Source organism: Kutzneria buriramensis (genome assembly GCF_003387475.1).
GTDB classification, from domain to species: domain Bacteria; phylum Actinomycetota; class Actinomycetes; order Mycobacteriales; family Pseudonocardiaceae; genus Kutzneria; species Kutzneria buriramensis.
In genome coordinates this window covers 190,787-213,493 of sequence record NZ_QUNO01000004.1, presented here as the reverse complement: position 1 = coordinate 213,493, position 22,707 = coordinate 190,787, and the positions used below count along the sequence as shown (strand labels likewise).

Here is a 22,707-nt window from a genome sequence, read left to right as displayed (position 1 = left end):
ATCGGCACGTACTACTCGCGCGGTGTCACCAGCTTCGACTCGTACGCCAGCACCACGAGTTGCGCCCGGTCCCGCGCGCCGAGCTTGGTCATGATCCGACTGACGTGCGTGCGCGAGGTCGCCGGGCTGATCACCAGGTGCTCGGCGATCTCCTCGTTCGACAGACCGCCCGCGACCAGCGCCAACACCTCGCGCTCGCGGTCGGTCAGCTCGCGCAGCGCCGACGGGTCCGGCCGCCGGTGCTCGGGCCGGGCGGCGAACTCGGCGATGAGCCGCCGCGTCACGGTCGGCGCGAGCAGCGCCTCGCCGGCGGCGACGACCCGGATCGCGTGCAGCAGATCCACCGGCTCGGTGTCCTTCAACAGGAACCCCGAAGCCCCGGAACGCAGCGCCTCGAACACGTACTCGTCGACGTCGAAAGTGGTCAGCACCAACACCTTCACTCCGGAAAGCCGAGGATCGGCGGTGATCTGCCTGGTCGCGACGAGCCCGTCCACGCCCGGCATCCGGATGTCCATCACGACCACGTCCGGCCGGTGCTCGCGCGCCAGCGCCACCGCCTGCGCGCCGTCGGCCGCCTCGCCGCACACCTCGAAGCCGACCTCGGTCTCCAGCAGCAGCCGAAAACCGGCTCGGACCAGCGCCTGGTCGTCGGCCAGCACCACGCGAACCGTCATAGCGGCAACTCCGCCCGCACCACGAATCCCCCTTCGTCCCGGGACCGCGCCAGCAGCGTGCCGCCGAGCGCCAGCGCCCGTTCCCGCATGCCGCGAACCCCGTTGCCCGGCTCGACCTGCACGGGCCGGCCGTCGTCCTGCACCTCGACCGTCAGGCTGTCACCGTCACGGTCGAACCGCACGCTCACGTTTCGCGCCTCCACCGCGTGCCGCACGGTGTTGGTCAGCGCCTCCTGCACGATCCGGTACGCCGTCGAGTCGACCGGCGCCGGCAGCTCGCCGGGATCGCCGCTGACCTCGACGGACAGGCCCGCCCCTCGAGCGGAGCCGAGCAGTTCCTCGATCCGGGCCAGGCTCGGGGCGGGTGCCCGGTCCTCGCCGGAGCGCAGCACGCCGAGCGTGGCGCGCAGGTCGACGAGCGCCGCCCGGGACGCCTCCTTGATCGCCAACAGCGCCTGCCTAGCCTCCTCGGGTCGCCGGTCGGCGACGTGCGCCCCCACCCCGGCCTGCACGTTGATCATGGCCAGGCTGTGCGCGACGACGTCGTGCACCTCGCGGGCGATGCGCAGCCTTTCCTCCTCGGCGATCCGGCGGGCGCGCTCCTCGAAGTACTCGTGCTGCGAACGTCGGCTGGCCCGGATGTTGCGGGCCGCGGTGCCGATGGAGATCGCCAGCGGCACGAAGGCGATGTACCGCACGTCGGTGGGATCGCCGCCGGTGTAGAACTGCGCCACCGCGAAGCCACTGACCAGCACCAACCCGGCGATGCTGGACCGGATCGGCCCCTCGCGCTTGGCCAGCGTGTACAGCGCCAGCGCCGGGAACAGTGGCGTCGGCGCGCCCGGGTTGTCGGTGTAGAGGTAGGTGAAGGCCAGCGCCGCCGACAGCGCGAACACCGCGTACGGCCAGCGGTTGCGCCAGAACAGCGGCATCGCGGGGGACAGCATCCACACCACGCCGAGGACGCTGTAGTGCGGGACCTGGTTGTGCCAGTGCGCGGTGAACAGCGCGATCAGCAGGCAGCCGACCGCGAGCGGAATGGGAAGCAGCGCGACCTTCCTGGCGCGGCTGTGGGGCACGGAGCCGACGCTACGACATCGGGGGCCGTCCCGCGTACGTCACCGAGCGGCAATGCGTACTACGTTCCACGTGGAACGTTGTTCACCGGCCGACGGCGTATCCCTGCATGCCACGGGCGTTGGCGCCGGCCCGGAGCAGCCCGGTCGCCGGGTCGCGGGACACCGCGGACAGCCGCCCGAGCGCCCACGGGCCGGCGTCGACCACCTGGTGGCCACGGGCCCGCAGCTCGTCGAGGGCGGCGGCGCCGAGCCGCGACTCCGCGACCAGCTCGCCGGGCTGCCAGCTGCGCGGATAGAACGACAGCGGGAAGGCGCCGGAGTGCCACATCGGCGCGTCGATCGCGGCCTGGAGGTCGAGGCCGCCGACGGTGTGCGCCAGCCAGAAGCACAGCTGCCACTGGTCCTGCTGGTCGCCGCCGGGCGTGCCGAAGGCCAGCGGCGCCCCGGCGCGCAGGGCCAGCGACGGGCTCAGCGTGGTCCGCGGCCGACGGCCTGGTGCCAGCGACGCCGGCAGTCCCTCCTCCAGCCAGAACATCTGGGCCCGGCTGCCGAGCGCGAAGCCCAGCGACGGGATCGTCGGCGACGACTGGAGCCAGCCGCCGGACGGCGTCGCGGAGATGACGTTGCCCCAGCGGTCCGCCACGTCGATGTGCACGGTGTCGCCGCGTGTTTCGCCCTCCCGGGTGACCGTCGGCTCGCCGACCGCCGCGTTCATGGGCGAGTCGTCGCCGCCGATGCCCCGCCCGGCGGCGATGAACTCCGGCAGGCGCGGCTCGCGGCCGCCCGGTGAGCCCGGCCGCAGCTCCAGGGAAGCGCTTTCGCCGATCAAAGCCACTCGGGAGGCGGTGTACTCGGCAGAGAGCAGGTCGTCGATGGGCACGTCGGCGCTGTCGCCGTACCAGGCCTCACGGTCGGCGAAGGCGAGCTTCGCCGCCTCGATGGCCAGGTGCACGGTCTCCGCTGTCGGCACGCCGTCCACGTACTTCAACCGGTCCCGCAGCTCGTGCAGCATCAGCACCTGCTGCGCCAGCGCCGGCCCCTGGCTCCACGGCCCGCACTTGGCCAGCGTCCAGTCCCCGACCTGCACGGTCACCGGGTCCTCGTAGGTCGCCGACCAGGTGGCCAGGTCCTGCGCGGTCAGCACGCCGGCGTGGTCGCGCCCCGAACTGTCCCGGTGCGGCTTCCGGCTGAAGGCCTCGATCTCCTCGGCGACAAAGCCCTGGTACCAGGCCTTCCGCGCCGCCTCGATCTGCGCTTCCCGGCCGCCGCCGGCGGCTTCCGCCTCGCTCAGCAGCCGCTCCCAGGTGCCGGCGAGTACCGGATTGCGGAAGAGCGTGCCGGCGACGGGCACCTTGCCGTCGGGCAGCCACAGCTCGGCGGAGGTCGGCCAGTGCTCGGCGAACAGCTCCTGGACGCCGCCGATCGTGGCGGGAATCCGCTCCACCAGCGGGAAACCGTTGCGGGCGTAGCCGATCGCGTAGTCCAGCACCTCGCGCAGCGACTTCGTGCCGTGATCGCGCAGCAGCGTCAGCCAGCCGTCCCAGGCGCCCGGCACGACTGCGGCCAGCAGGCCGCTGCCCGGCACCAGGTCCAGGCCGAGGCCCCGGTAGTGCTCGATGGTCGCCCCCGCCGGCGCCACGCCCTGCGAGCACAGCACCCGCGGCGTCGGGTCCTCGGCCGTCACGAAGATCGCCGGCACCTCGCCGCCCGGTCCGACCAGGTGCGGCTCCACCACCTGCAACACGAACCCGGCCGCCGCAGCGGCGTCGAACGCGTTGCCGCCGGACTCCAGCACCGCCATGCCGGCGGCGGAGGCGAGCCAGTGGGTGGACGCGACCATGCCGACGGTGCCGGCGAGCTCCGGGCGAGTGGTGAACATGACCCCCATCAGATCACGGCGGCGAGGTCCTGTCCCAGGTCCAGGTGCCCGCGGCCGACGCCCCACCAGGTCAGGCCGCTGCGGCGCAGGGCGTCCGGGTCCAGGTGGTTGCGGGTGTCGACGACCACCGACCCGGCGGCCAGCTCGCCGACGCGGGTCCAGTCCAGACCCCGGAACTCCGGCCACTCGGTGAGGACGACGACGGTGTCGGCGTCCTTGGCCGCCTCGTACGGGTCGGAGACCACCCGCACGCCGTCGACGTGCTGGTCGATGCCCGGGTCGTAGCCGGTGAGCTCGGCCCCCTCGGCCCGCAGCAGCGCGGCGACGGCCAGCGCCGGCGAGTCGCGCAGGTCGTTGGTGCCCGCCTTGAAGGCCAGGCCCAGCAGGCCGATCCGGCGGCCCCGCAGCCGCCCGCCGGCCGCCTCGCGGATCTTGGCGACGATCAGCTGCCGCTGGTGGGTGTTGGTGTCGATGGTGGCCTGGAGCAGGGAGAAGTCGTAGCCGACGGCCGCGGCGACCTGGAGCAGCGCCTGGGTGTCCTTGGGCAGGCAGGAGCCGCCCCAGCCGGGGCCGGGCTGGAGGAAGGACTGCCCGATGCGGCGGTCGTAGCCCATGCCCTCGGTGACGTCCGCGACGTCCGCGCCCAGCCGCTCGCACAGCTCGGCGATCGCGTTGACGTAGGAGAGCTTCATCGCCAGGAAGCAGTTGGCCGCGTACTTGACCATCTCGGCGCTGGCCGCGTCGGTGAGCACGGTCGGCGCGCCCAGCCGGGAGTACAGCGCCGCGACCCGCTCGGCGGCGTCCTGGATGTCGCAGCCGACGACGATCCGGTCCGGGTTGAGGAAGTCGTGCACCGCCGTGCCCTCGCGCAGGAACTCCGGGTTGGACACCACCGGCACGTCCTTGCGCTTGAGCAGGTTGGAGACCCGGGCCGCGGTGCCGACCGGCACCGTCGACTTGTTCACCACGATGCTGCCCACCGGCAGGATGGTCCGGACCTCGGAGATCACCGACTCGACCGCGGCGAGGTCGGCCGCGCCGCCCTGCCCCATCGGCGTCGGCACGCACAGGAACACCACCTCGGCGTCGCCGACCGCGGCCGCCGCGCCCACCACGAACTCCAGCCGGCCGCCGGCCTGCCCCTCGGCGACCAGCTCGGCCAGCCCCGGTTCGAGGATCGTCACCTTGCCGGCCCGCAGCCGCTCCACCTTCGCCACGTCCACGTCCGCGCACACCACGTGGTGTCCGAGCGAGGCCAGACAGGCCCCCGTGGTCAGACCCACGTACCCGGTCCCGATCACCGCGATTCGACGAGCGAACACCTCGCACCACCCCGACCTGGTCGCAGGAGCTTCCCCTCAGCGACGGTCGCAGGCGGAGTTGACATGCCCGCTGGCTTAGGCCGTACAGGTGGTGAACACCCGGTAGCGCTACCTGCGGGTTAGGGTGACCGCCCGTGGAGCAACGTCGCCTTGGTGATTCCGGTCTGGTCGTGAGCGTGGTGGGCCTCGGGTGCAACAACTTGGGCAGACCGGGCACGGCCACCGAGACGCTGGCCGGCGCGCGGTCGGTGGTGGAAGCCGCGCTGGACAACGGGATCTCGTTCTTCGACGTGGCCGACGTGTACGGCGCGCCGCGCGGCCGCAGCGAGGAGCTGCTCGGGCAAGCGCTATCCGGCCGTCGCGAGCACGCCGTGATCGCGACCAAGTTCGGCGTGGACATGCAGGGCGTCAACGGTCCCGACTTCGGCGCCCGTGGCTCGCGGCGATACGTGCGGCGGGCGGTGGAGTCGTCGCTGCGGCGCCTGAACACCGACTGGATCGACCTCTACCAGCTGCATCGCCCGGACCCGCGCACTCCGCTGGCGGAGACGCTGTCCGTGCTGGACGACCTCGTGCACGAGGGCAAGATCCGCTACGTCGGTCACTGCAACCTCGCCGGCTGGCAGATCGCCGACGCCGCGTGGACCGCGATGTACGAGCACGTGGCCGCGCCGGTGTCCGCGCAGAACCACTACTCGCTGCTGGAGCGGGAGGTGGAGCGCGAGGTGCTGCCGGCGTGCGAGCGGTTCGGGCTGGGCATGCTGCCGTACTTCCCGCTCGCTAACGGGCTCCTCACCGGCAAGTACCGGCAGGACGGCGAGGCGCCGATCGGCAGCCGGCTGTCCGGCCGCGAGCGGCTGCTGTCGGAGGCGCCGTGGGATCGCATCGAGAAGCTGCGGGCCTTCGCCGACGAGCGGGACGTGCCGATGGTGCGGCTGGCGATCGGCTGGCTGGCCGCGCAGTCCACGGTGGCGTCCGTGATCTGCGGCGCGACCAGCCCCGAGCAGGTGCGCGCCAACGCCCGCGCCGGCGAGTTCGCGCTCACCCCCACCGACCTGGAGCTCCTAGACGAAATATGTCCGCCGGGTCGTCGCTGAGTGTGATGTCCGTCATCCCCCGGTTGTAGGCCGGAACGGCACCAGCGGCGGACGCGGGATCAAGCTCGGCGCGCGCACCCTTGTTGACATGGAACTTCTTCAGATCGCGGGCCTGTTCGTGGGCGGCGCGCTGGTGGTGGCGCTGCCGCTGCTGGCGATGCTGCACCTGTTGCAGGACCGCTCCGACCGACACGACGTCTGATCGATACAGCAGGTTAGCCTCGCCGAATGCAGATCTCTGACAACGCGGCGATCGTGACCGGTGGGGCTTCGGGGCTGGGCGGGGCGACGGCGCGGGCGCTGGCCGCCCGTGGCGCCAAGGTGTTCGCCCTCGACCTGCCCAAGGCGGTCGCCAACGCCGAGGCCGTCGACGGCGTGACCTACGTCGAGGCGGACGTCACCAGCGCCGAGCAGGTGCAGACCGCGGTGGACACCGTGGTCGCCGCCGGCGCGCCGCTGCGCATCACCGTGAACTGCGCGGGGGTGGGCACCGCCGGCCGGATCGTCGGCAAGAACGGCCCGCACGACCTCGACACGTACCGGAAGGTCATCGAAGTCAACCTGATCGGCACCTTCAACGTGCTGCGGCTGGCTGCCGACGCCATCGCCAAGACCCCCGCGCTGGACGACGGGCAGCGCGGCGTCGTGATCAACACCGCCTCGGTGGCCGCATTCGACGGCCAGATCGGGCAGGCCGCCTACTCCTCGTCCAAGGGCGGCGTCGTCGGCTTGACCCTGCCGGCCGCCCGCGAGCTGGCCTCCTCCGGCATCCGGGTGATGACCATCGCCCCCGGCATCATCGACACCCCGATGCTGGCCGGCGTCTCCGAGGAGTTCCGCGCCGGCCTGGCCTCCGGCGTGCCGTTCCCCAAGCGCCTCGGCCGTCCCGACGAGTACGCGCAGCTCGCGGTCGCCATCGTCGAGCACGACTACCTGAACGGCGAGGTCATCCGCATGGACGGCTCGCTGCGCATGGCCCCGCGCTAGGGGCTCAGAGGTCGCCGGCGAAGGGCAGCTCGTCCATCGCCGGCGAGCTCATCCACTCCCGCAGCGCCAGCGTGGCGCGGACGTCGTCCTCGTTGTACTCCAGCAGCCGCTGCCGCTGGGACACCTCGGCCGGCGCCCCGTCCATGCCGACGGCGTCCCGGTACCAGCGCATCGAGTTCTCGCCGCCGGCCTCCGGGTCGCGCCAGTGGAAGCCGGCGACCGGGGCGATGATCTTCAGGCCCTTGCCGTGGGCGCACAGGAACTGGTCGCGGACCACGCCGAACACGTCCACCCAGGCCGGATCGCGAATGAAGGCGTTCACCTGGGCGACGGTCGGCACGCCGGGCTTGCCGGCGAAGCGCTCCGCCGACGACAGCAGCCAGCGGTTCTCCGCCAGCTCGTTGTAGCAGTAGGCGCGGAACGTCAGGTTGTGCGCGAGCGCCCGGTCCCGAATGCGCATCAGCCACGTCCAGAACTCGCCGAAGGACCGCGCCTCGTCGTCGTCCGGCAGCGGCTCCCACGACACGAACGGCCGGTAGCCCTGCGGCTCGCCGATGTCCTTGCCGGTCAGCAGGCAGCCCCACATGTACGCCCCGGCGTCGCCGAAGCTCTCCATGTCGATGTCGACCTCGATGTCCGCGCGGGGCACCCGCACGTTGCGCACCCGGCGGACGACCGCCAGGTCCCGCAGCCACGCCCGGGCCAGCACCACGGCGTCCGACAGCGGCATGCCGACCAGCGGCGTGGCCAGTTTCGTCGCCGGATCCATCGCGGCCAGCTCGTCGACGGTGGAGACGCCCAGTTTGCGCAGCGCGAAGGCATCCTCGCCGCGCACCACCAGGCTCACGTCGCGGGACTCGGTCAGCGCCGTCTCGCAGATCGGCCACCAGGGGCAGCTGCGGCACTCCACGATCCGGGACGGCCGGGCCAGCGGTTCCGCCCCGGTGCTCGCGGCGTTCGCCACGGCCAGCCGGTCGGCGAAGCGCATGTCGTACTCGGAGAGGGCGGTGCGCGCGCCCGGCCAGGTCGGCGCGTCCAGGTCGTGCCAGAGGACGACGTCGGCGTCCATGCCCACCACGCCGCCGTACGAACGACCGCTGGCGGCGAAGCCGCCGGCCTGGAGCATGCGCTGCGCGTGGGCGAGTCGGAGCTGGTCACGGGGCTGCGGGCGGACCTTGCGCAGCGGGTCGGAGCGGATGCCGATCGGCGTCGGCTCGCTCAGCGGCGAGGTGCGGGCCCCGCTGCCCGGGTCGGTGACCTTGTGCCGGACCACCAGCACCGGGACGTATCCCGTGCTCACGCGGACCAGCAGGTCGATGCCGCCGCGACGGCCGCCGGCGGGATCCCTGGGCAGCTGCGGGGCCCAGACGAACGGCGCGCCTGCGGACAACGCCGCCACCGTCGCCCGCTCCCGGTCGGCAGGCTTGGCGTCCAGCGGGATCTCGGTCCAGGCCGAGCCAGCCATCTTCGCCATCCGGTCGGCCACCGCCCGGCGGTGCGCCATCGCGTCGGCGCGGCGCTGCTCGCCGGTGGGGTCCGGCGGGGCCTTGGGGGCGTCCACCATGGTCGGGTCGTTCTCCAGGTGCACGCGCCGCCGGCAGCGGGTCACCACACCGGCGTCGAGCTGCACCGAAGACGTCACGACGATCAGCCTAGTTCCGCCCGCCGAGGTCCGTGTCGACGCCCGGTGGATCTCCACCGGGCGGACTAGAGTCGAGCCGTGGCCCGCAACCGGTCGAAGCCCCGGCTCACACCCGCTCGCGCCAAGAACCTGATCGGCCTGGCCAAGGTCGTCGGCCCGGCGGTGGTGCCCGTTGTCGCTCCGTACGCGCTGAAGGCCGCCGCGGCGGCCCGTGACGCCGTGGACAAGATGCGGGCCCGGCGGCTCGGCATCGAGGTCTCCGAGCTCGCCACCTACTCCGGCCGCGGCGGCGCGCTGCACGCCCGCATCGCCGGCGCCGCGAAGGCGGCCGCCGACCTGCGCGCCTCCGACGCCGTCTTCGCCGAGACGAGCGAGGTTCGGCTCACCCAGCTGGCCGCCGCCGTGCGGGCCGCGGAGCGGATGCCCAGCGCTCGTCGCAAGGCGGCGCACAAGGCCGTCAGCCAGGAGCTGGACCGGCTCGAAGAGGACCTGCTGCGCCGCCTGGGCGTGAACTAGACGGTCCGGCGGTAGCCGACCAGCGGCAGCACGCGGCTCGCCGTCGCGACCGTGACGGTGGCGACGACGACGTGCATGACCAGCAGCCCGGCGACGTTGACACCGTCGGCGGTGCCGGAGATCAACAGCCCGAGGTCGGGGATGAAGCTCAGCACGACCACCAGTGGCACGACCACGCGCAGCGTCGCCCGTGCGTGGGCCGCGTAGCGGCGGATGACCGCCCAGCCGACGGTGCCGGCGAGCACGCCGATGATCGTCAGCGGCGCGTAGGCGACCAGGTCGAGGCCCATACGGGTGCCGCTCGGGTCGAGCGCGATCGTGCCGAGGGCGATGCCGGTGTTCACGGCGATCGAGACGACCGCCGCGGCGAGGACGCCGATCGCCACGCGCAGGGTCGAGGTGTCGGTGTGCGGGTGGGCGTGGGTGCTCATGACCGTCTCCCTAGAAGTGGATAGGTTCGCTCCGTTTCCCCGCCGACCGTAGCAGTGAAAACGGATAAGAGCTATCCACATGGACAACCCTTATCCATTTGACAGCTAGGATGGGCCCATGGACGGCTCGAAACCGCTGCGCCGGGACGCCGAGCGCAACCGCCGGCGCATCCTCGCGGCCGCGAACGCGCTGGTCGCGAAGGTCGGGCTGGACATCAGCCACAACGACATCGCCCGCGCCGCAGAGGTCGGCGTGGGCACCGTCTACCGGCGCTTCCCGGACCGCCAGGAGCTGATCGACGAGCTGTTCGACGAGCGGGTGGACCGGATCGTCGCGCTGGTCGACCAGGCGATGGAGATCGACGACCCGTGGCAGGCGCTGTGCGCCTTCGTCGCCGGCAACCTGGAGCTCCAGGCCAGCGACAAGGGCCTGAAGGACCTGATGGTCGGCGACGGCCGGGTCACCGAGCTGGCGCAGCGCGCCGGCCGGCGAATCGGGCCGGCCGTGCGGCAGCTCGTCGAACGCGCGCACGCCTCCGGCCAGCTGCGCCCCGACGTGGGCGTGGAGGACTTCCCGCTGATCCAGGAGATGGTCAGCGCGGTGATGGAGCACGCCCGGCACATCGACCCCGACCTGTGGCGGCGGGCGCTCGCCCTCGTGCTGGACGGCTACCGGGCGCACGCCCAGCCGCGGGAACCGCTGCCGGGCGCGACGCCCACGCCGGAACAGATCGAACAGGTGCTGAGCGCTAAGCGCCGCTAGGCGGCATGTCCCTGCTGGTCACGAAGCCCTCCTTGACCAACCAGTCCCGGGCGACGTCGGCCGGGTCCTTGCCCTGCACGTCCACCTGGGCGTTGAGCTGCTGCATGGTCTGGTTGTCCAGCTTCGCCGACACCGGCTCCAGCACCTGCTCGATCTGAGGGTGCGCCGCCAGCACGCTCGACCGCACCGTCAGCGCCGCGTTGTACTGCGGGAAGAAGTGCTGGTCGTCGTCCAGGACCTGGAGGTTCAGCGACAGGATGCGGGCGTCGGTGGTGAAGACCTCGCCCCAATTGCAGGCCTTGGCGTCCTTGGTCGCCTGGTAAACCGCGCCGGTGCCGAGGATCTTCACGTTCTGTGAGGGGATGCCGTACTTCTTGACCATGCCGGGGAAGCCGTCGTTGCGGCTGGCGAACTCGGTCTCCAGACAGAAGGTCACGTCGGCCGGGTCGACCTTGGCCAGCTGCGACAGCGTGTGCACAGTGAACTTCTTGGCCACCTCGGCGTTCGCCGCGATGGCGTACTTGTCGTTGACCGGGGACATCGCGATCCAGCTGACACCGTTGGCCTTGTCGGCGTCGCGCACCTTGTCGAACTGCTGCACCGGATCCACGATCACGTCGCTGTGCCCGAGGTAGCTGATCCACGCCGTGCCGGTGTACTCCCAGGTCAGATCGACCTGCCCGGCCAGCAGCGCGTTGCGGGACGAGTTCGAACCCTGGATGTTGGTCAGGTCGCTGACCTGCGCGCCGGCCGCCGACAGGGCCAGCTCGGCGATGTAGCCCAGCACGATGTTCTCGGTGAAGTCCTTGGATCCCACGGCCAGTCGCACGCCCGAGAGCACCGGTTTGATCGAGCCCGGCCCGACCGCGACCGGCACCGTCGAGCCCGCGCTGAGCCCGCATCCCGTGAGCAGCGTCCCGACCAGGGCCAGCGCCACCAGCTTCCTCATCGCAGCCCCTTCGGTCCGAGAAACTCCTCCGCCAGCCCGCCGAGCCAGTCCACGAGCAGCGCCAACGCCATCGCCAGCACCGCGCCGACCACCAGCACCGAGTAGCGGGCCAGCTTGTCGCCGGTGTCGATCAGCACGCCCAGCCCGCCGCCGGCGACGAAGAACGCCAGCGTCGCCGTGCCCACGGCCAGCACCAGCGAGGTCCGCAGGCCGGCGAGGATCAGCGGCACCGCCAGCGGTAGCTCGATCCGCCGCAGCACGGCCGACGCCGACATGCCGATGCCGCGGCCGGCCTCGCACAGCGTCGGATCGACCTGCCGGATGCCGACGATCGTGTTGCGCAACACCGGAAGCAGCGAGTACAGCGCGATCGGCAGCGCCGCGACCCAGAACCCGGTGCTGGCCGTGACCAGGAAGAACAGCACCAGCACGCCGATCGCCGGCGCGGCCTGGCCGATGTTGGCCAACGTCAGCACGACCGGCGCCGCGAACCGGGCCCAGCGCCTCGTCAGCACGATGCCGAGCGGCACGCCGACCAGCACCACCACCGCCGTGACGGCGATCGCCAACAACAGGTGCTGCCAGGTCAGCTCCAGCAGCGTCGGGAAGTTGATGTTGCGTTGCTCGATGTCGTCCAGCTGCCGGGTGGTCGCCCACACCAGCACGCCGGCGACCACCGCGAGCACCACGACCGGCTGCGCGAACAGCCGGATCCGATCGGCGCGGTCAGCCATTCTCGTGCTCCTCGCGCAGCTTGCGGACGGTGTCCATGACGGTGTCGATGCCGACCGCGCCGACGTACTCGCCGCGCGTGCCGACCACCGGCACCGAGCCGCCCTCGGTGAGGATCGCCTCCAGCGCGTCCTGCACCGTCGACTGCTTGGTCACCAGGTCGTTCACCGGCCGGCCGACCGTGTCCAGCGGCCCGTCGTTGAGGTCGCGCAGGTGCACCCAGCGCTTCGGCCGGCGTCGGCTGTCCAGCACCAGCGCGTACTTCCGGTTCCTGGCCACGAGCCGGTCCCGCACGACCGAGGGCTGCTCGTCGATGGTCGCCGTCTCGGCCTCGTCCAGCTCGATGTCCCGGACCCGCAGCAGCGTCAGCTGCTTGAGCGACGCCCCGGCGCCGACGAAGCCCGCCACCGTGTCGTCGGCCGGCGCGGCGAGGATCGCCTCCGGCGTGTCGAACTGGAGGATGCTCGACTGCGGCCCGAGCACCGCGATCCGGTCGCCGAGCTTCACGGCCTCGTCGAAGTCGTGGGTGACGAACACGATCGTCTTGTGCAGCTCCGATTGCAGCGACAGCAGCTCGTCCTGGAGATTGCCGCGGGTGATCGGGTCGACCGCGCCGAACGGCTCGTCCATCAGCAGCACCGGCGGGTCCGCCGCGAGCGCCCGCGCGACGCCGACCCGCTGCTGCTGGCCGCCGGAGAGCTGGCGTGGGAACCGGTCGCGGAACTCCGCCGGATCCATCCCGACCAGGTCGAGCATCTCCTCCACGCGGGCGTGGATGCGCGGCTTCGGCCAGCCGAGCAGGCCCGGCACCATGCCGATGTTCTGGCCGACGGTCAGGTGCGGGAACAGGCCCGCCTGCTGGATCGCGTAGCCGATGCGGCGGCGCAGCTCGTCCGGGTCGAGCGAGAGCGCGTCCTGGCCGCCGATGGTGATCGTGCCCGACGACGGCTCGATCAGCCGGTTGATCATCTTCATGGTGGTGGTCTTGCCGCAGCCCGAGGGCCCGACGAACACCACGATCTCGCCGGCCCGGATGTCCATGCTGAAGTCCCGCACGGCCGGCTGCTTCGTGTTCGAGTACCGCTTGGTCACGTTCTCGAGCTGGATGTCGACGGCCTGGTCAGTCACGGATGCCCCTCGAAGTGGTGAGCCGGCCGACGAGCACGTACGCGCCGTCCAGCAGCAGTGCGATCACGATCACGCCGACGGTGCCGACCAGCGCCAGCTCGACGGCGTTGACGCTGCCCACCCGGGACAACCCGCTGAAGATCAGGTTTCCCAGCCCCGGGCCCTTCACGTACGCGGCGATGGCGGCGATGCCCATCAGCAGCTGGGTGCTCACCCGCATGCCGGCCAGGATCGCCGGCCACGCCAGCCGCAGCTCGACGCCGGTCAGCACGCGCAGCCGGCTCATGCCGATGCCGCGGGCCGCGTCCACCACCGATCTGTCCACGCCGTTCAGCCCGACGACGGTGTTGCGCACGATCGGCAACAGCGCGTACAGCACCAGCGCGACCATCGTCGGCGGCACGCCCAGCCCCAGCACCGGAATCAGCAGCCCGAGCAGCGCGAACGACGGAATCGTCAAGATCGCGCTGGTCAGCGCGGTCGCCACCGCGGAGCCGAGCGGGCTCCGGTAGACGGCCACGCCCAGCCCGACGCCGATCAGGGCCGCCAGCACTGTGGCCTGAACCACGGCGCTGGCGTGGAGGTAGGAGTCCATCAACAGGGCCTGCCAGCGTGCGGTCACGTACGTCCACAGAGGCATGGCACGACGGGTACCCAAATGGAGTAGTGGCAAACCACCATTCGGAACGGTGAGGAGGAGCCCTTACGCTCACGGACGTGTCCAGACGGCAGCAACTCACCGGCCCCGTGCGCATTCTGCGCGGCGCCATGCTGGCCGTCAGTTCCACCACCCTGGCGGTGACCGCGCACGGCGTGGCCGGCGGCGGCTGGCCCGAAACGCTGCCCGTGCTGCCGTTGAGCCTGCTCATCGCGCTGGCCGGCACCGCGCTCGCGAACCGCTGGCGCAGCAGTTGGACGATGGTCGGCGCCCTCGGCGCCACCGAGATCGCCCAGCACGTGCTGCTGTCCGTCATGCACGGCGAATCGCTCTTCGGCTCGGGCCTGATGACCTCCGCACACCTGGTCGCCCTCGTGCTGACCGCGGTGCTGCTGGCCAAGGCCGACGCCGCGATCGTCGCGGTGGCGGGAGCGGTCCGCCGGCTGCTGCCGGTCGTGCCGTCCTTCCCGCATCCCGACCGCGTTGTCACCGCGCCCGTGTTCGCGCTGCCCACCGGCCACGTCCTCGACGTGCTGCTGCGCCGCGCCCACGGCCGCCGCGGACCACCCGTCCTCTCCTGAATCCCTTACACCCCAACGATTTGCCCTATTCAGGAGAGAACCCAGGCATGTCCGCAACCCGCTTCGCGCTGCGCGTCGGCGGCGTGATCGCCGCCGCCGGCGTGGTCGCGCTGGTCAGCGCCCCCGGCGCGTCCGCCCACGTCACCGCCAACGTCACCACCGCCGTGCAGGGCAGCTACGCGAAGATCACCTTCCGGGTGCCCAACGAGGACCCGAGCGCCGGCACGGTGAAGGTCCAGGTGACCTTCCAGGACTCCTACCCGATCCCGGGCGCCTCGGTGAAGCCGGTGCCCGGCTGGAAGGCCGTCGTCGACATCGAGCCGCTGGCCAACGCGGTCAAGGAGAACAACTCCGACGTCAAGAACGCGGTCAAGACGATCACTTGGACCGCCGACCCCGGCACCCGGATCAACCCGGGCGAGTTCCAGGAGTTCGACGTGTCGGCCGGCCCGATGCCCGACGACACCGACCTGCTGCTGTTCCCGGCCGTGCAGACCTACGACAGCGGCAAGACGGTGAACTGGACCGACCAGCCGGCCGCAGCCGGTCAGAAGGAGCCAGAGCACCCGGCGCCGTCGATCAAGCTCCAGACCAAGGCCAACGATCCCGGCGTGATGGACATGTCGTCCATGGGCGCGACCGGCGACGTGACCAACACCGCCTCCAGCACCACGGCCCTGTCCGACAACACGGCCCGCTGGCTGGGCGGCGCCGGCCTGCTGGTGGGGGCCATCGGCGTCGGCTTCGGAGCGGGGGCGATCCTGCGCAGCCGCCGCCCGGCGACGGCTTTGAGCGGTGAGAGCACGCCGGCTCCCGAGGACGGGGGCAAGTCGGAGTGAAGCGGCTGCTGGCGTGCCTGCTGCTGGCGGCGGGCGGCATGATCGGCCTGGCCGGGCCCGCGTTCGCGCACAACGTCCTGGTCGGCAGCGACCCCAAGGACGGCGCGCAGCTGGCGGTCGGCCCGTCCACCGTGACGCTGACCTTCGACCTGCCGATCCAGCAGGGCGACTTCGACGTGATCACGGTGACCGGGCCGAACAACACCCGCTGGGACGCGGGTGCGGCCAAGGTGGACAGCAACGTGATCAGCGCACCGGTGCGACCGCTCGGCCCGGCCGGGCAGTACACGATCGGCTACCGAATCCTGTCCGCGGACGGGCATCCGGTGGCCAACACGGTGAAGTTCACGCTGACCACGGCCGGCACCGGCACGCCGGCGACGCCGACCGCGGCCTCCACCTCGCAGCCGTCCTCCAACGACTCCGGCGGGATTCCGGTGTGGCCGTGGATCGTCGGCGGTGTGGTGCTGCTGGGCCTCGGCGTGTTCGTGGCACTGCGCATGGGCCGCGTCCCGGAGGACAGCTCGAAGTGACCACTCCCCGGACCATCACGCGGCCCAATCTCGGGCTGGTCGTCGGCCTCACGCTGGCGGCGCTGGCCGGCGCGCTCATCGGGACGTCGCTGACCGGCGACGTCCCGGTGCCGGGCGTCACCGAGCCGGGCGTGCTGGTCCGGTTCGGGCTGCCGGTCGTCCGTGTGCTGCTGGACGTTTCGTCGCTGGTGACGGTCGGGCTGAGCCTGCTGCCGATGCTGCTCGGCTTCGACCGTCCCAAGCAGACCGAACCGGTGTTGGACACCGCGCGCCGGGCGGCGGTGATCAGCTCCGCCGCGTGGGCGGTCACCGCGCTGCTGTCGCTGGTGTTCGCCGCCGCCGACCTGCGGCCCGGCGAGTTCCCCACGGTCGGCACGATCGTCGAGTACATCTCGTCGATCGGCGCCGGCCAGGCCCTGGTGATCAGCGCCGTGATCGCGCTGGTGTACCTGGGCTTCGCCGTGCTGGCGCTGCGGCACGGCGAGAAGGTGCCGGCCGAGCTGCGGATCGTGCTGTCGGTGTTCGGCCTGCTGCCGATCCCCGTCACCGGCCACGCCTCGAACTTCGGGCTGGCCTGGGGCGGGCACGGGCTGACCATGGTGTCGATGGAGCTGCACGTGATGGGGGCCGCCGGCTGGACCGGCGGCCTCCTCGCGGTCGGCGTGCTCGTGCTGGCCAACCGTTCGCTGCTGGCACGGGCGCTGCCGAAGTTCTCCCGACTGGCCACCATCTGCCTGATCGCGGTCGGCGTCACCGGCCTGGTCAACGCCGTCATCACGCTGGCCGAGACGCCGGGCGTCAGCGTCTGGACCGGCCTTTTCGTCACCCACTACGGCTGGATCGTCATCGGCAAGATCCTCTGCTTCGCCGCCCTCGGCCTGCTCGGCGCGAACATCCGGTTCCGGTTGATGCCACTCGTCGTGCAGCACCAGCGGATGCCCGCGCTGGTCGGCTGGTTCACGTTCGAGATCGCGGTGATGGGCCTCGCCTACGGCCTCGCGGTGGTCCTCACCCGCGCCCCAGTCGTGTGACCCGGGCTTCCTCCGCCGCCTCGTCGGCTTCCTCGTCCAGGCCGATCACCCGGTAGTAGCTGCCGAGAGTCGCCAGCGCGTCGGCCAGCTCCGACCGATGGCCGCCGTTCTCGCCGACGACGAGCCGCCACGTGTCGACGGCTTCCTCGGTCAACGCCACAGCGTCCGGGTACCGCGCGCCGGCGTTGTATGCGATGCCGAGCGCGGTCAACGCGGCGGCCAGCTCCGCCAGGCGTGACGGATCCTCGCCCGCTTGCGCCCGGCTCTTCTCGACCGCCCGCTCCAACTCCACGACCGTGTCCGCGCCCATGCCATCCTCCCGCGTCGGATGGTAGATCGCGGCGGCCGCGCGGCAACCCGGAAAACCGGGACTTCAGGCCGCGCTTCCCTCCAGCAGCACGGCCGCGACCTGCTCGGGATCGTCGGTCATGGGCACGTGACCGCAGCCGGGCAGCGACAGGTGCCGGGCGTTGGGCAGCGCCCGCTTGGCCCGTTTTGCCTGGTAGGGCGGCAACATCGCGTCCTTGCTGCCCCACGCGACGGTGATCGGGATGTCGTCGGGGATACGCTCGGTGAAGACCGTCCCCTCCCGCACGATGAGCTTGTACGACGGCCAGGCGATCTTGAACGCCTCGAAGTCGCCGAGCGCCTGGGACGGGTCGAGCCGGCTGGGCCTGGCGACGACGGCCGCGTACATCAGGCCCCGCCCGGCGGTGTGGTGCACGAGCCTCGGCACGGCCGGTTCGAGCGCGCGGCCGATGCCGCGCATCGTGCCGAACACGGCCCGCGTGTAGGCGAAGTCCCAGTTGGCGCGCCAGAAGCCGGCCGGCGACAGCGCCGTCACCGAGCGGACGGCGTTCAACGCTGCGAGCTCGAGCGCGAGCCGGCCGCCGAGCGAGTTGCCGGCGACATGCGGGCGCGGCACGCCGAGCCGGTCGAACAGCTTGATCAGCTCGTCCAAGGTCTGCGTGAGCGCGGTGCGGCCGTCGTGGTCCAGCGGACCGGACTCGCCGTGCCCCGGCAGGTCGACCAGGATCAGCTCCCGGTGCGGAGCGAGCAGATCGACCAGCGGCGCCCAGGCCTGCCGGCGGTGCGTGACGCCGTGCAGCAGGACGAGCGGAGCGCCGGATCCGACGCGGTCGTAAGCCAGGCTCACAACGGCCACCTCCCCAAACCTACTGACGGTAAGAATACCTAGCGGTAACAGGATTGCCAGACCCCGTTAGCGTGGACGTCATGTCACCGTCGGCCGAGTCGATGCTCCTTGAGGCCTACGAAAACGGCCTCGAACTGGGGAATCGGCACGAGGTCGACGAGTCGGGCTGGGACTTCCTCGTCCTGCACGCGACCGCGGCGGACGGCACCCCGTGGATCCTGCGGGCGCCCCGCCGGCCCGGCGAGTACCTCAAGGCGGAGGGTGCGCTGCTCGACCACGTCCGCCCGCACCTGCCGATCGCGGTGCCGGACTGGCGGATCCACACCGACACGCTGATCGCCTACCCGCGCCTGCCCGGCATGCCCGCCGGCGGGACATGGCTGCCTGCCGACGACCGGCTCGGCCGCAGCGTGGCCGTCCTGCACGCGCTGCCGACCGAGCCGATCGAGGCGCTGGGGATCCCCGTCCTCGACCCCGACGACCAGCGGAAATGGCTGATCGGCCGGTTGGAGACGGCGATCCGGGAATTCGACATCCCGGACGAGAAGGTGCGCCGCTGGCAGGACTGGCTGGCGGCGACCGACCGCTGGCCGCAGGACATGGTGCTGGCCCGTGGCGACCTGCACCCGCAGCACCTGCTGGTGGAGGGCGGCCGGCTGGTCGGGATGATCGACTGGGCGGACGCGACGATCAGCGATCCGGCGCTGGACTTCATCGACCCGTACCACTACCTGACGCCGGCGGCGTTCGACCGCCTGCTCGCGGACTACGAGCGGCACGGCGGGCACGTCTGGCCGGGGATGCGGGAGCACATCGCGCTGCGCGCGTCGTTCGGGCCGGTGATCGGCGGCACGTTCGGGCTGGCCACGGGTCGGGACGACCTGGTGGCGGAGGCCCGGGAGGAGCTCAGTCGCGGTCGATGACCCGCGCGGCCGAGGGCTGGGTGCGCAGTTCGCTCAGCCGGTCGAGCACACCGTGGCCGCGTCGGTCGAGCTCACGGCGGTCGATCCAACCGGCGGCGTAGTGGCGGTAGGCCTGGGACAGCATCACGAGCTCGGCCAGGTAGTCCGCGGATCGACGTCGACGGGCCTCGGGCAGCGCTGTGAGCAGCGGCAACTGGCTGTCGACGACCTCGTCGAGCAGCTGCGCCGTGCGCAGGGCGCGCCGGGTGCGCCACCCCGTCCACGCGAACATCCGCGTTCCAGCCAGGCCCTTCACCGTTGCCGCCCACCTCGCCAGCGTCAGGGACACGATGCCTGTGACGTCGGTTCGGTCCGGCACCGCGTTACCGGGACGTGACGCTACCGGTAAGGGACCCACCTGGTGAAGGTGTCGCCGACACGAACCGAGCGCAGTCGCCGGCGCAGCTCGGAGCGGATGTTCGGGTTGCTGCGGGCGACCGGCAGCACCGCCGCTGTGAGCTTGAGCTCACGCACCTCGCGCAGCACCGGGAAGCCGTCCCACTGGGTGACGTCGAAGCCGTAGGCGTCGGCGAGGATCCGGTGCTTGTTCACGGTGTGGTGGAACCGCAGCTGGCCGACGGCGATCGGCACCAGGTCCCACTCGCGCGGGCCGACGCAGGTGGTGTCGAAGTCGCACAGCACCGTGCCGCCCGGCGTGGTGATCAGGTTGCCCAGGTGCGCGTCGCCGTGCACCACGCCCCGCGGCAGCTCGTAGCGGACCTCGGCCAGCCGGGCCTCCAGGTCGTCGCAGCGGCGGAGCAGGAACTCCACGTCGTCGAGGTCCCACTCGGCGGCGTCGCGGATGCGGCGGCGCAGGTCGTCGATCGGGTTCCACTCCGGCAGGCTGGCGTCCTCGACCGGGATCTCGTGCATCTGCCGCAGCAGGTCGGCCAGCTCGACGGCGGTCGGCTCGTCGCCGGTGTCGGGGACCTCCTGCCAGAACGTCGCCAAGTGGTCGCCGATGTGCAGCGGCTGGTCGACGTCGGGCATCAGTTCGACCGCCGGCACGCCGTAGTCGGCGAGCAGCTGGGCGGCGTTCACCACGGTGTCGGCCCGGTGCCGCAGCGCCGGGGTCGTCGCGATCCGCACCACGACCGGGTGCCGGGCGAGCCGGAAGACGGCGTTGTTCACGAACCGGACCAGTTCCGCACCGGTCGCGTCCAGTCCGACCTCCGCGCACGCCTGACCGAGGACGGCGCGTAGCCGATCCCTGGTGGAGCGTCCGTCCGACAACGAAGCAGTCACTTGGTCATACCGTCCGATACACCTTGATCCGCTCGGCGAGGTCGAGCGCCGCCGAGTTGTTCTTGCGCCGAGCGGCCTCCAGCTGGAGCGGCATCAGCCGGTCCGAGATCCGCTTGGACTTGATCGACTCGCCCAGCCTCATGGCATGGTTGCCGATCTTCACACCCTGGTCTACGTCGCCGACCCGCATATGGTTCTCCGCCAACATGGAGAGCCCGAAGACGTGGGTGCGTTGCATGTTGCTCTCGTAGCCCTCGGTGCACTTGATCAGTTCGTTCACCGCGAGCGGCGCGTACTTGACGCGGTTGTCCTCGAACTTGCTCAGCGCCGACAGCGCGCTGCCGATCATCCCGTGCAGGTCGTTGACGTCGAAGAACTTGACCCAGCTCGGGGCTTCCTCGCTCTGCGCCCGCTCGAACTCGTCACGGGTGCGGCTGATCATGCGCTGCACCTGGTCGGGCCGGTCCAGCATGCCGTAGGCCCACGCCTCGTTGGCGCAGAGCACGGCCACCGTGAGCGCGGAGCCCGACTCCTGGGCGGCGATCTGGCCCAGCTGGAACATCTTCAGGGCCTCGCCGGCGGCGTCGTTGTGCAGGTAGACGCGGCCCATCCGGTACAGGATGTTCGCCACCAGGCCGTTGTCGCCGCCCATCTTGGCCAGCTCCAGCGCCTTGGCGAAGTGCGTGCGGGCCGAGTCCAGCAGGCCGGTGTCGAACGAGGTCCAGCCGGCCAGACTGTGCATGTCGGCGACCGCCTTGAACAGGCGGTGCTTGACCGGCTCGGCCGCCTCCACCTCGAGCAGCTGCCGGGTCCAGGACAGCTGCGCGACCACCGCGTCCCGGCAGAAACCGCCGCCGTACTGGTAGTCCAGCGAGCGCAACGCCCTGGTCGCGGCCTCGATCTGCCGCACGTCGGTGGTGCCGATCCGGTTCGGGGTCGGCGTCTGGGCCGCGGTCGGCACCCACGCGCCGCTGTCCGGGCCCAGCACCTGGGCGCCCATCGTCACGGAGGCGGCGTGCTGGAGGAAGCGGCGGCGCTTGACCTCCTCGTCCTCCCGCTGCTCGGCCTCGTCGACGGAGCCGGCGACCTTGAGCGCCGTCGTCTCGTCGTAGGCCAGGCCCATGTAGCCGCGAGGCACCCCGAGACCGTCGGCGATGCGGGCCAGCACGTCGTAGGCCATCACCTGGCGACCCTTGAGGATCTCCGAGACCTCCGACTGCGACTGGCCGGTCAGGGCCGCGATCTGCCGCTGGGACACGCCGACGCGGCGCAGCTGCCGGTACACCGAACTGATGTCCCTGGCGGCCAGCGCGTCGCGCATCTCCTGGCGCTCCCAGTTGTCCGGCGTAACGGGCGAGCTCTGGGAACCGATGGTGTTCAATTGCGCCCCCTCACGGTCCGTTGGGCGTCATCCGAAGAGTAAGGGCAGCTCTGCCCGGTCGAGAAGTGCTGATCGGCGAGGCTGATCGGTCGCACCGAACCCGTCCGACCGTTCATCGTGCAACTCCCACCGATCAGCGCTGTGACGCCCCACAACGTTTGATGTCGTCGCAATCTAGTTTTCCGTAAGCGGCTGCACACGGAGGGACACAGCAAGTGGAACTGATCGGACGAGTCCAGGGGAACACCCCCGGCGGAGTCGCGGAACAGGCCACCGGCTCCCCCGACGGGCGGCGCGCATGGCAGATCCACTGCCGCGATGTGGTCAACCGGGAACGGAGCCTCACCGTGGTGGTGGACAAGGGCAGGGTGGTCCTGATGGGCCCTCCTGGGGAGACCGCGGTGCTGTCCGCCGGCCAACTCGGCCAGCTGCGGACGGTGTTGCGCGAGGCCGCCGACCAGGCGGAAAGGTGACGGTGACGTTCAGGTGGACGAGATACTCGGCCAGGTGCTCCGCAACGCCGTGTGGGAACGCTTGGACATGCTGTCCGAGCTGGCCAACCGCGCGGACGCGCCGTCCCTGCTCTCCGTCGCCCGTTCCGAACTGCCCCGACTGACCGACGGCTGGCGAGCCCTGCTGGCCGCGCACGAACCCGACGAGAAGGGCAACTGCCCGGAGTGCTCCACCCGCTGGCGGCAGCAGAAGTCGCCGTGCTCCGTGTGGCGTGCCGCCTACGAACACCTGGTCGCCGGCGGACTCGCGCCGCGACCCGCCCGACACATGCTCAGCTCCGCGCAGCCCGCGCCCGTGCAGAACAGCGCGGCGCAGCGGGGATCCCGTCACCGCACCGTTGCGGTGGCCCACTAGCTGGCGGCGTCGGCGTCCCGGACACCCCGACCCGGGAACGCTGATCCTCCGCCACCGGCCGGCGACCCGGGGACGTCCGAACCCCCGACCGCGACGTACCGGGTCGCTGGCCAAATAACTCCACAGATTTCCGCGGGCCGGCGCTGAGTGGCGACCTCACGCCAACCCCGAACCGGTGACGGTCCGCGGCCACCAACCCCGGCTGGGGTGCCTGTTTTCCCCGGACAGGCACCCCAGCCGGTCTGTGTTTTC

At 71.5% G+C, this 22,707-nt stretch carries 26 protein-coding genes; 11 read left to right on the top strand and 15 right to left on the bottom strand.

Annotated features, from left to right (window positions below; all coding sequences use genetic code 11):
* Window positions 1-11: 11 nt before the first annotated feature.
* From BCF44_RS12960 to BCF44_RS12945, 4 genes are all read right to left on the bottom strand, one after another.
* Window positions 12-677 carry a response regulator gene (locus BCF44_RS12960; protein ID WP_116174487.1) on the bottom strand — a complete coding sequence of 222 codons (666 nt, stop codon included), beginning with the start codon at window positions 675-677 and terminating at the stop codon, window positions 12-14.
* Window positions 674-1,756 (bottom strand): sensor histidine kinase, encoded by a 1,083-nt coding sequence (locus BCF44_RS12955; protein ID WP_246014998.1) that lies wholly within the window; start codon window positions 1,754-1,756, stop codon window positions 674-676. Before BCF44_RS12955 ends, BCF44_RS12960 begins: the two co-directional genes overlap by 4 nt.
* Window positions 1,757-1,838: 82 nt before the next feature.
* Complete coding sequence (locus BCF44_RS12950) at window positions 1,839-3,635, bottom strand: gamma-glutamyltransferase family protein (protein WP_116174904.1); 1,797 nt, start codon at window positions 3,633-3,635, stop codon at window positions 1,839-1,841.
* Window positions 3,636-3,643: 8 nt separating this feature from the next.
* Window positions 3,644-4,957, bottom strand: coding sequence for a UDP-glucose dehydrogenase family protein (locus BCF44_RS12945; protein WP_116174486.1), 1,314 nt, complete (start codon window positions 4,955-4,957; stop codon window positions 3,644-3,646).
* Between the two features lie 134 nt (window positions 4,958-5,091).
* On the opposite strand from BCF44_RS12945, the gene BCF44_RS12940 reads away from it, so the two are divergent.
* On the top strand, window positions 5,092-6,054 hold the full coding sequence (locus BCF44_RS12940; protein WP_116174485.1) for an aldo/keto reductase: 963 nt from the start codon (window positions 5,092-5,094) through the stop codon (window positions 6,052-6,054).
* A 228-nt stretch (window positions 6,055-6,282) separates the two neighbouring features.
* A complete protein-coding gene (locus BCF44_RS12935) occupies window positions 6,283-7,041 on the top strand; it encodes an SDR family NAD(P)-dependent oxidoreductase (RefSeq protein WP_116174484.1) in 759 nt (252 codons plus the stop codon).
* A gap of 4 nt (window positions 7,042-7,045) precedes the next feature.
* Here BCF44_RS12935 and BCF44_RS12930 read toward each other — a convergent pair whose 3' ends face one another.
* A complete protein-coding gene (locus BCF44_RS12930) occupies window positions 7,046-8,683 on the bottom strand; it encodes a TM0106 family RecB-like putative nuclease (protein ID WP_116174903.1) in 1,638 nt (545 codons plus the stop codon).
* Between the two features lie 78 nt (window positions 8,684-8,761).
* On the opposite strand from BCF44_RS12930, the gene BCF44_RS12925 reads away from it, so the two are divergent.
* Window positions 8,762-9,199, top strand: coding sequence for a DUF6474 family protein (locus BCF44_RS12925; RefSeq protein ID WP_116174483.1), 438 nt, complete (start codon window positions 8,762-8,764; stop codon window positions 9,197-9,199).
* Here BCF44_RS12925 and BCF44_RS12920 read toward each other — a convergent pair.
* Window positions 9,196-9,630: a DUF6069 family protein gene (locus BCF44_RS12920; RefSeq protein WP_116174482.1), complete on the bottom strand. Its 435-nt coding sequence runs from the start codon at window positions 9,628-9,630 to the stop codon at window positions 9,196-9,198. The two genes, BCF44_RS12925 and BCF44_RS12920, sit on opposite strands and share 4 nt — an antisense overlap.
* Window positions 9,631-9,748: 118 nt before the next feature.
* Here BCF44_RS12920 and BCF44_RS12915 point away from each other — a divergent pair, with 118 nt between their 5' ends.
* The gene (locus BCF44_RS12915; RefSeq protein WP_116174481.1) at window positions 9,749-10,393 is read left to right on the top strand and encodes a TetR/AcrR family transcriptional regulator; all 645 of its coding nucleotides are present in this window, start codon (window positions 9,749-9,751) and stop codon (window positions 10,391-10,393) included.
* Here BCF44_RS12915 and BCF44_RS12910 read toward each other — a convergent pair.
* The 4 genes from BCF44_RS12910 to BCF44_RS12895 are packed head-to-tail and all read right to left on the bottom strand — an operon-like array spanning window position 10,380 to window position 13,842.
* Complete coding sequence (locus BCF44_RS12910) at window positions 10,380-11,342, bottom strand: glycine betaine ABC transporter substrate-binding protein (RefSeq protein ID WP_116174480.1); 963 nt, start codon at window positions 11,340-11,342, stop codon at window positions 10,380-10,382. The genes BCF44_RS12915 and BCF44_RS12910 overlap by 14 nt on opposite strands.
* On the bottom strand, window positions 11,339-12,076 hold the full coding sequence (locus tag BCF44_RS12905; RefSeq protein WP_116174479.1) for an ABC transporter permease: 738 nt from the start codon (window positions 12,074-12,076) through the stop codon (window positions 11,339-11,341). The genes BCF44_RS12910 and BCF44_RS12905 overlap by 4 nt, the downstream gene beginning before the upstream one ends.
* Window positions 12,069-13,202: an ABC transporter ATP-binding protein gene (locus BCF44_RS12900; RefSeq protein ID WP_246014997.1), complete on the bottom strand. Its 1,134-nt coding sequence runs from the start codon at window positions 13,200-13,202 to the stop codon at window positions 12,069-12,071. The genes BCF44_RS12905 and BCF44_RS12900 overlap by 8 nt, the downstream gene beginning before the upstream one ends.
* Window positions 13,195-13,842, bottom strand: a complete 648-nt coding sequence (locus BCF44_RS12895) for an ABC transporter permease (RefSeq protein WP_116174478.1) — start codon at window positions 13,840-13,842, stop codon at window positions 13,195-13,197. Before BCF44_RS12895 ends, BCF44_RS12900 begins: the two co-directional genes overlap by 8 nt.
* A 77-nt stretch (window positions 13,843-13,919) precedes the next feature.
* Here BCF44_RS12895 and BCF44_RS12890 point away from each other — a divergent pair, with 77 nt between their 5' ends.
* The 4 genes from BCF44_RS12890 to BCF44_RS12875 are packed head-to-tail and all read left to right on the top strand — an operon-like array spanning window position 13,920 to window position 16,844.
* Entirely contained in the window at window positions 13,920-14,441 is a 522-nt protein-coding gene (locus tag BCF44_RS12890; protein ID WP_246014996.1) for a hypothetical protein, read from the top strand.
* A 47-nt stretch (window positions 14,442-14,488) separates the two neighbouring features.
* Window positions 14,489-15,280, top strand: coding sequence for a YcnI family copper-binding membrane protein (locus BCF44_RS12885; RefSeq protein ID WP_116174477.1), 792 nt, complete (start codon window positions 14,489-14,491; stop codon window positions 15,278-15,280).
* The gene (locus tag BCF44_RS12880) at window positions 15,277-15,813 is read left to right on the top strand and encodes a copper resistance CopC family protein (RefSeq protein WP_116174476.1); all 537 of its coding nucleotides are present in this window, start codon (window positions 15,277-15,279) and stop codon (window positions 15,811-15,813) included. The genes BCF44_RS12885 and BCF44_RS12880 overlap by 4 nt, the downstream gene beginning before the upstream one ends.
* Complete coding sequence (locus tag BCF44_RS12875; protein WP_116174475.1) at window positions 15,810-16,844, top strand: copper resistance D family protein; 1,035 nt, start codon at window positions 15,810-15,812, stop codon at window positions 16,842-16,844. The genes BCF44_RS12880 and BCF44_RS12875 overlap by 4 nt, the downstream gene beginning before the upstream one ends.
* Here the strand turns inward: BCF44_RS12875 and BCF44_RS12870 are convergent.
* Both BCF44_RS12870 and BCF44_RS12865 read right to left on the bottom strand, forming a co-directional pair.
* A complete protein-coding gene (locus BCF44_RS12870; protein ID WP_116174474.1) occupies window positions 16,822-17,154 on the bottom strand; it encodes a tetratricopeptide repeat protein in 333 nt (110 codons plus the stop codon). The genes BCF44_RS12875 and BCF44_RS12870 overlap by 23 nt on opposite strands.
* 63 nt (window positions 17,155-17,217) lie before the next feature.
* Window positions 17,218-18,009, bottom strand: a complete 792-nt coding sequence (locus BCF44_RS12865; RefSeq protein ID WP_211353010.1) for an alpha/beta fold hydrolase — start codon at window positions 18,007-18,009, stop codon at window positions 17,218-17,220.
* Between the two features lie 71 nt (window positions 18,010-18,080).
* Between BCF44_RS12865 and BCF44_RS12860 the strand changes: the two genes are divergently transcribed.
* The gene (locus BCF44_RS12860; RefSeq protein ID WP_147328478.1) at window positions 18,081-18,923 is read left to right on the top strand and encodes a macrolide 2'-phosphotransferase; all 843 of its coding nucleotides are present in this window, start codon (window positions 18,081-18,083) and stop codon (window positions 18,921-18,923) included.
* On the opposite strand, the gene BCF44_RS12855 is transcribed toward BCF44_RS12860, so the two are convergent.
* The 3 genes from BCF44_RS12855 to BCF44_RS12845 are packed head-to-tail and all read right to left on the bottom strand — an operon-like array spanning window position 18,907 to window position 21,528.
* Window positions 18,907-19,281: a hypothetical protein gene (locus BCF44_RS12855; RefSeq protein WP_246014995.1), complete on the bottom strand. Its 375-nt coding sequence runs from the start codon at window positions 19,279-19,281 to the stop codon at window positions 18,907-18,909. The genes BCF44_RS12860 and BCF44_RS12855 overlap by 17 nt on opposite strands.
* Before the next feature lie 20 nt (window positions 19,282-19,301).
* Window positions 19,302-20,207, bottom strand: coding sequence for a phosphotransferase enzyme family protein (locus BCF44_RS12850; RefSeq protein WP_246014994.1), 906 nt, complete (start codon window positions 20,205-20,207; stop codon window positions 19,302-19,304).
* A 4-nt stretch (window positions 20,208-20,211) separates the two neighbouring features.
* The gene (locus BCF44_RS12845; RefSeq protein ID WP_116174898.1) at window positions 20,212-21,528 is read right to left on the bottom strand and encodes a helix-turn-helix transcriptional regulator; all 1,317 of its coding nucleotides are present in this window, start codon (window positions 21,526-21,528) and stop codon (window positions 20,212-20,214) included.
* A 275-nt stretch (window positions 21,529-21,803) separates the two neighbouring features.
* Here BCF44_RS12845 and BCF44_RS12840 point away from each other — a divergent pair, with 275 nt between their 5' ends.
* Together BCF44_RS12840 and BCF44_RS12835 are read left to right on the top strand one after the other, a co-directional pair.
* Window positions 21,804-22,061: a hypothetical protein gene (locus tag BCF44_RS12840; RefSeq protein WP_246014993.1), complete on the top strand. Its 258-nt coding sequence runs from the start codon at window positions 21,804-21,806 to the stop codon at window positions 22,059-22,061.
* A 13-nt stretch (window positions 22,062-22,074) separates the two neighbouring features.
* Window positions 22,075-22,455 (top strand): hypothetical protein, encoded by a 381-nt coding sequence (locus tag BCF44_RS12835; RefSeq protein ID WP_116174471.1) that lies wholly within the window; start codon window positions 22,075-22,077, stop codon window positions 22,453-22,455.
* The last annotated feature ends 252 nt before the right edge of the window (window positions 22,456-22,707 follow it).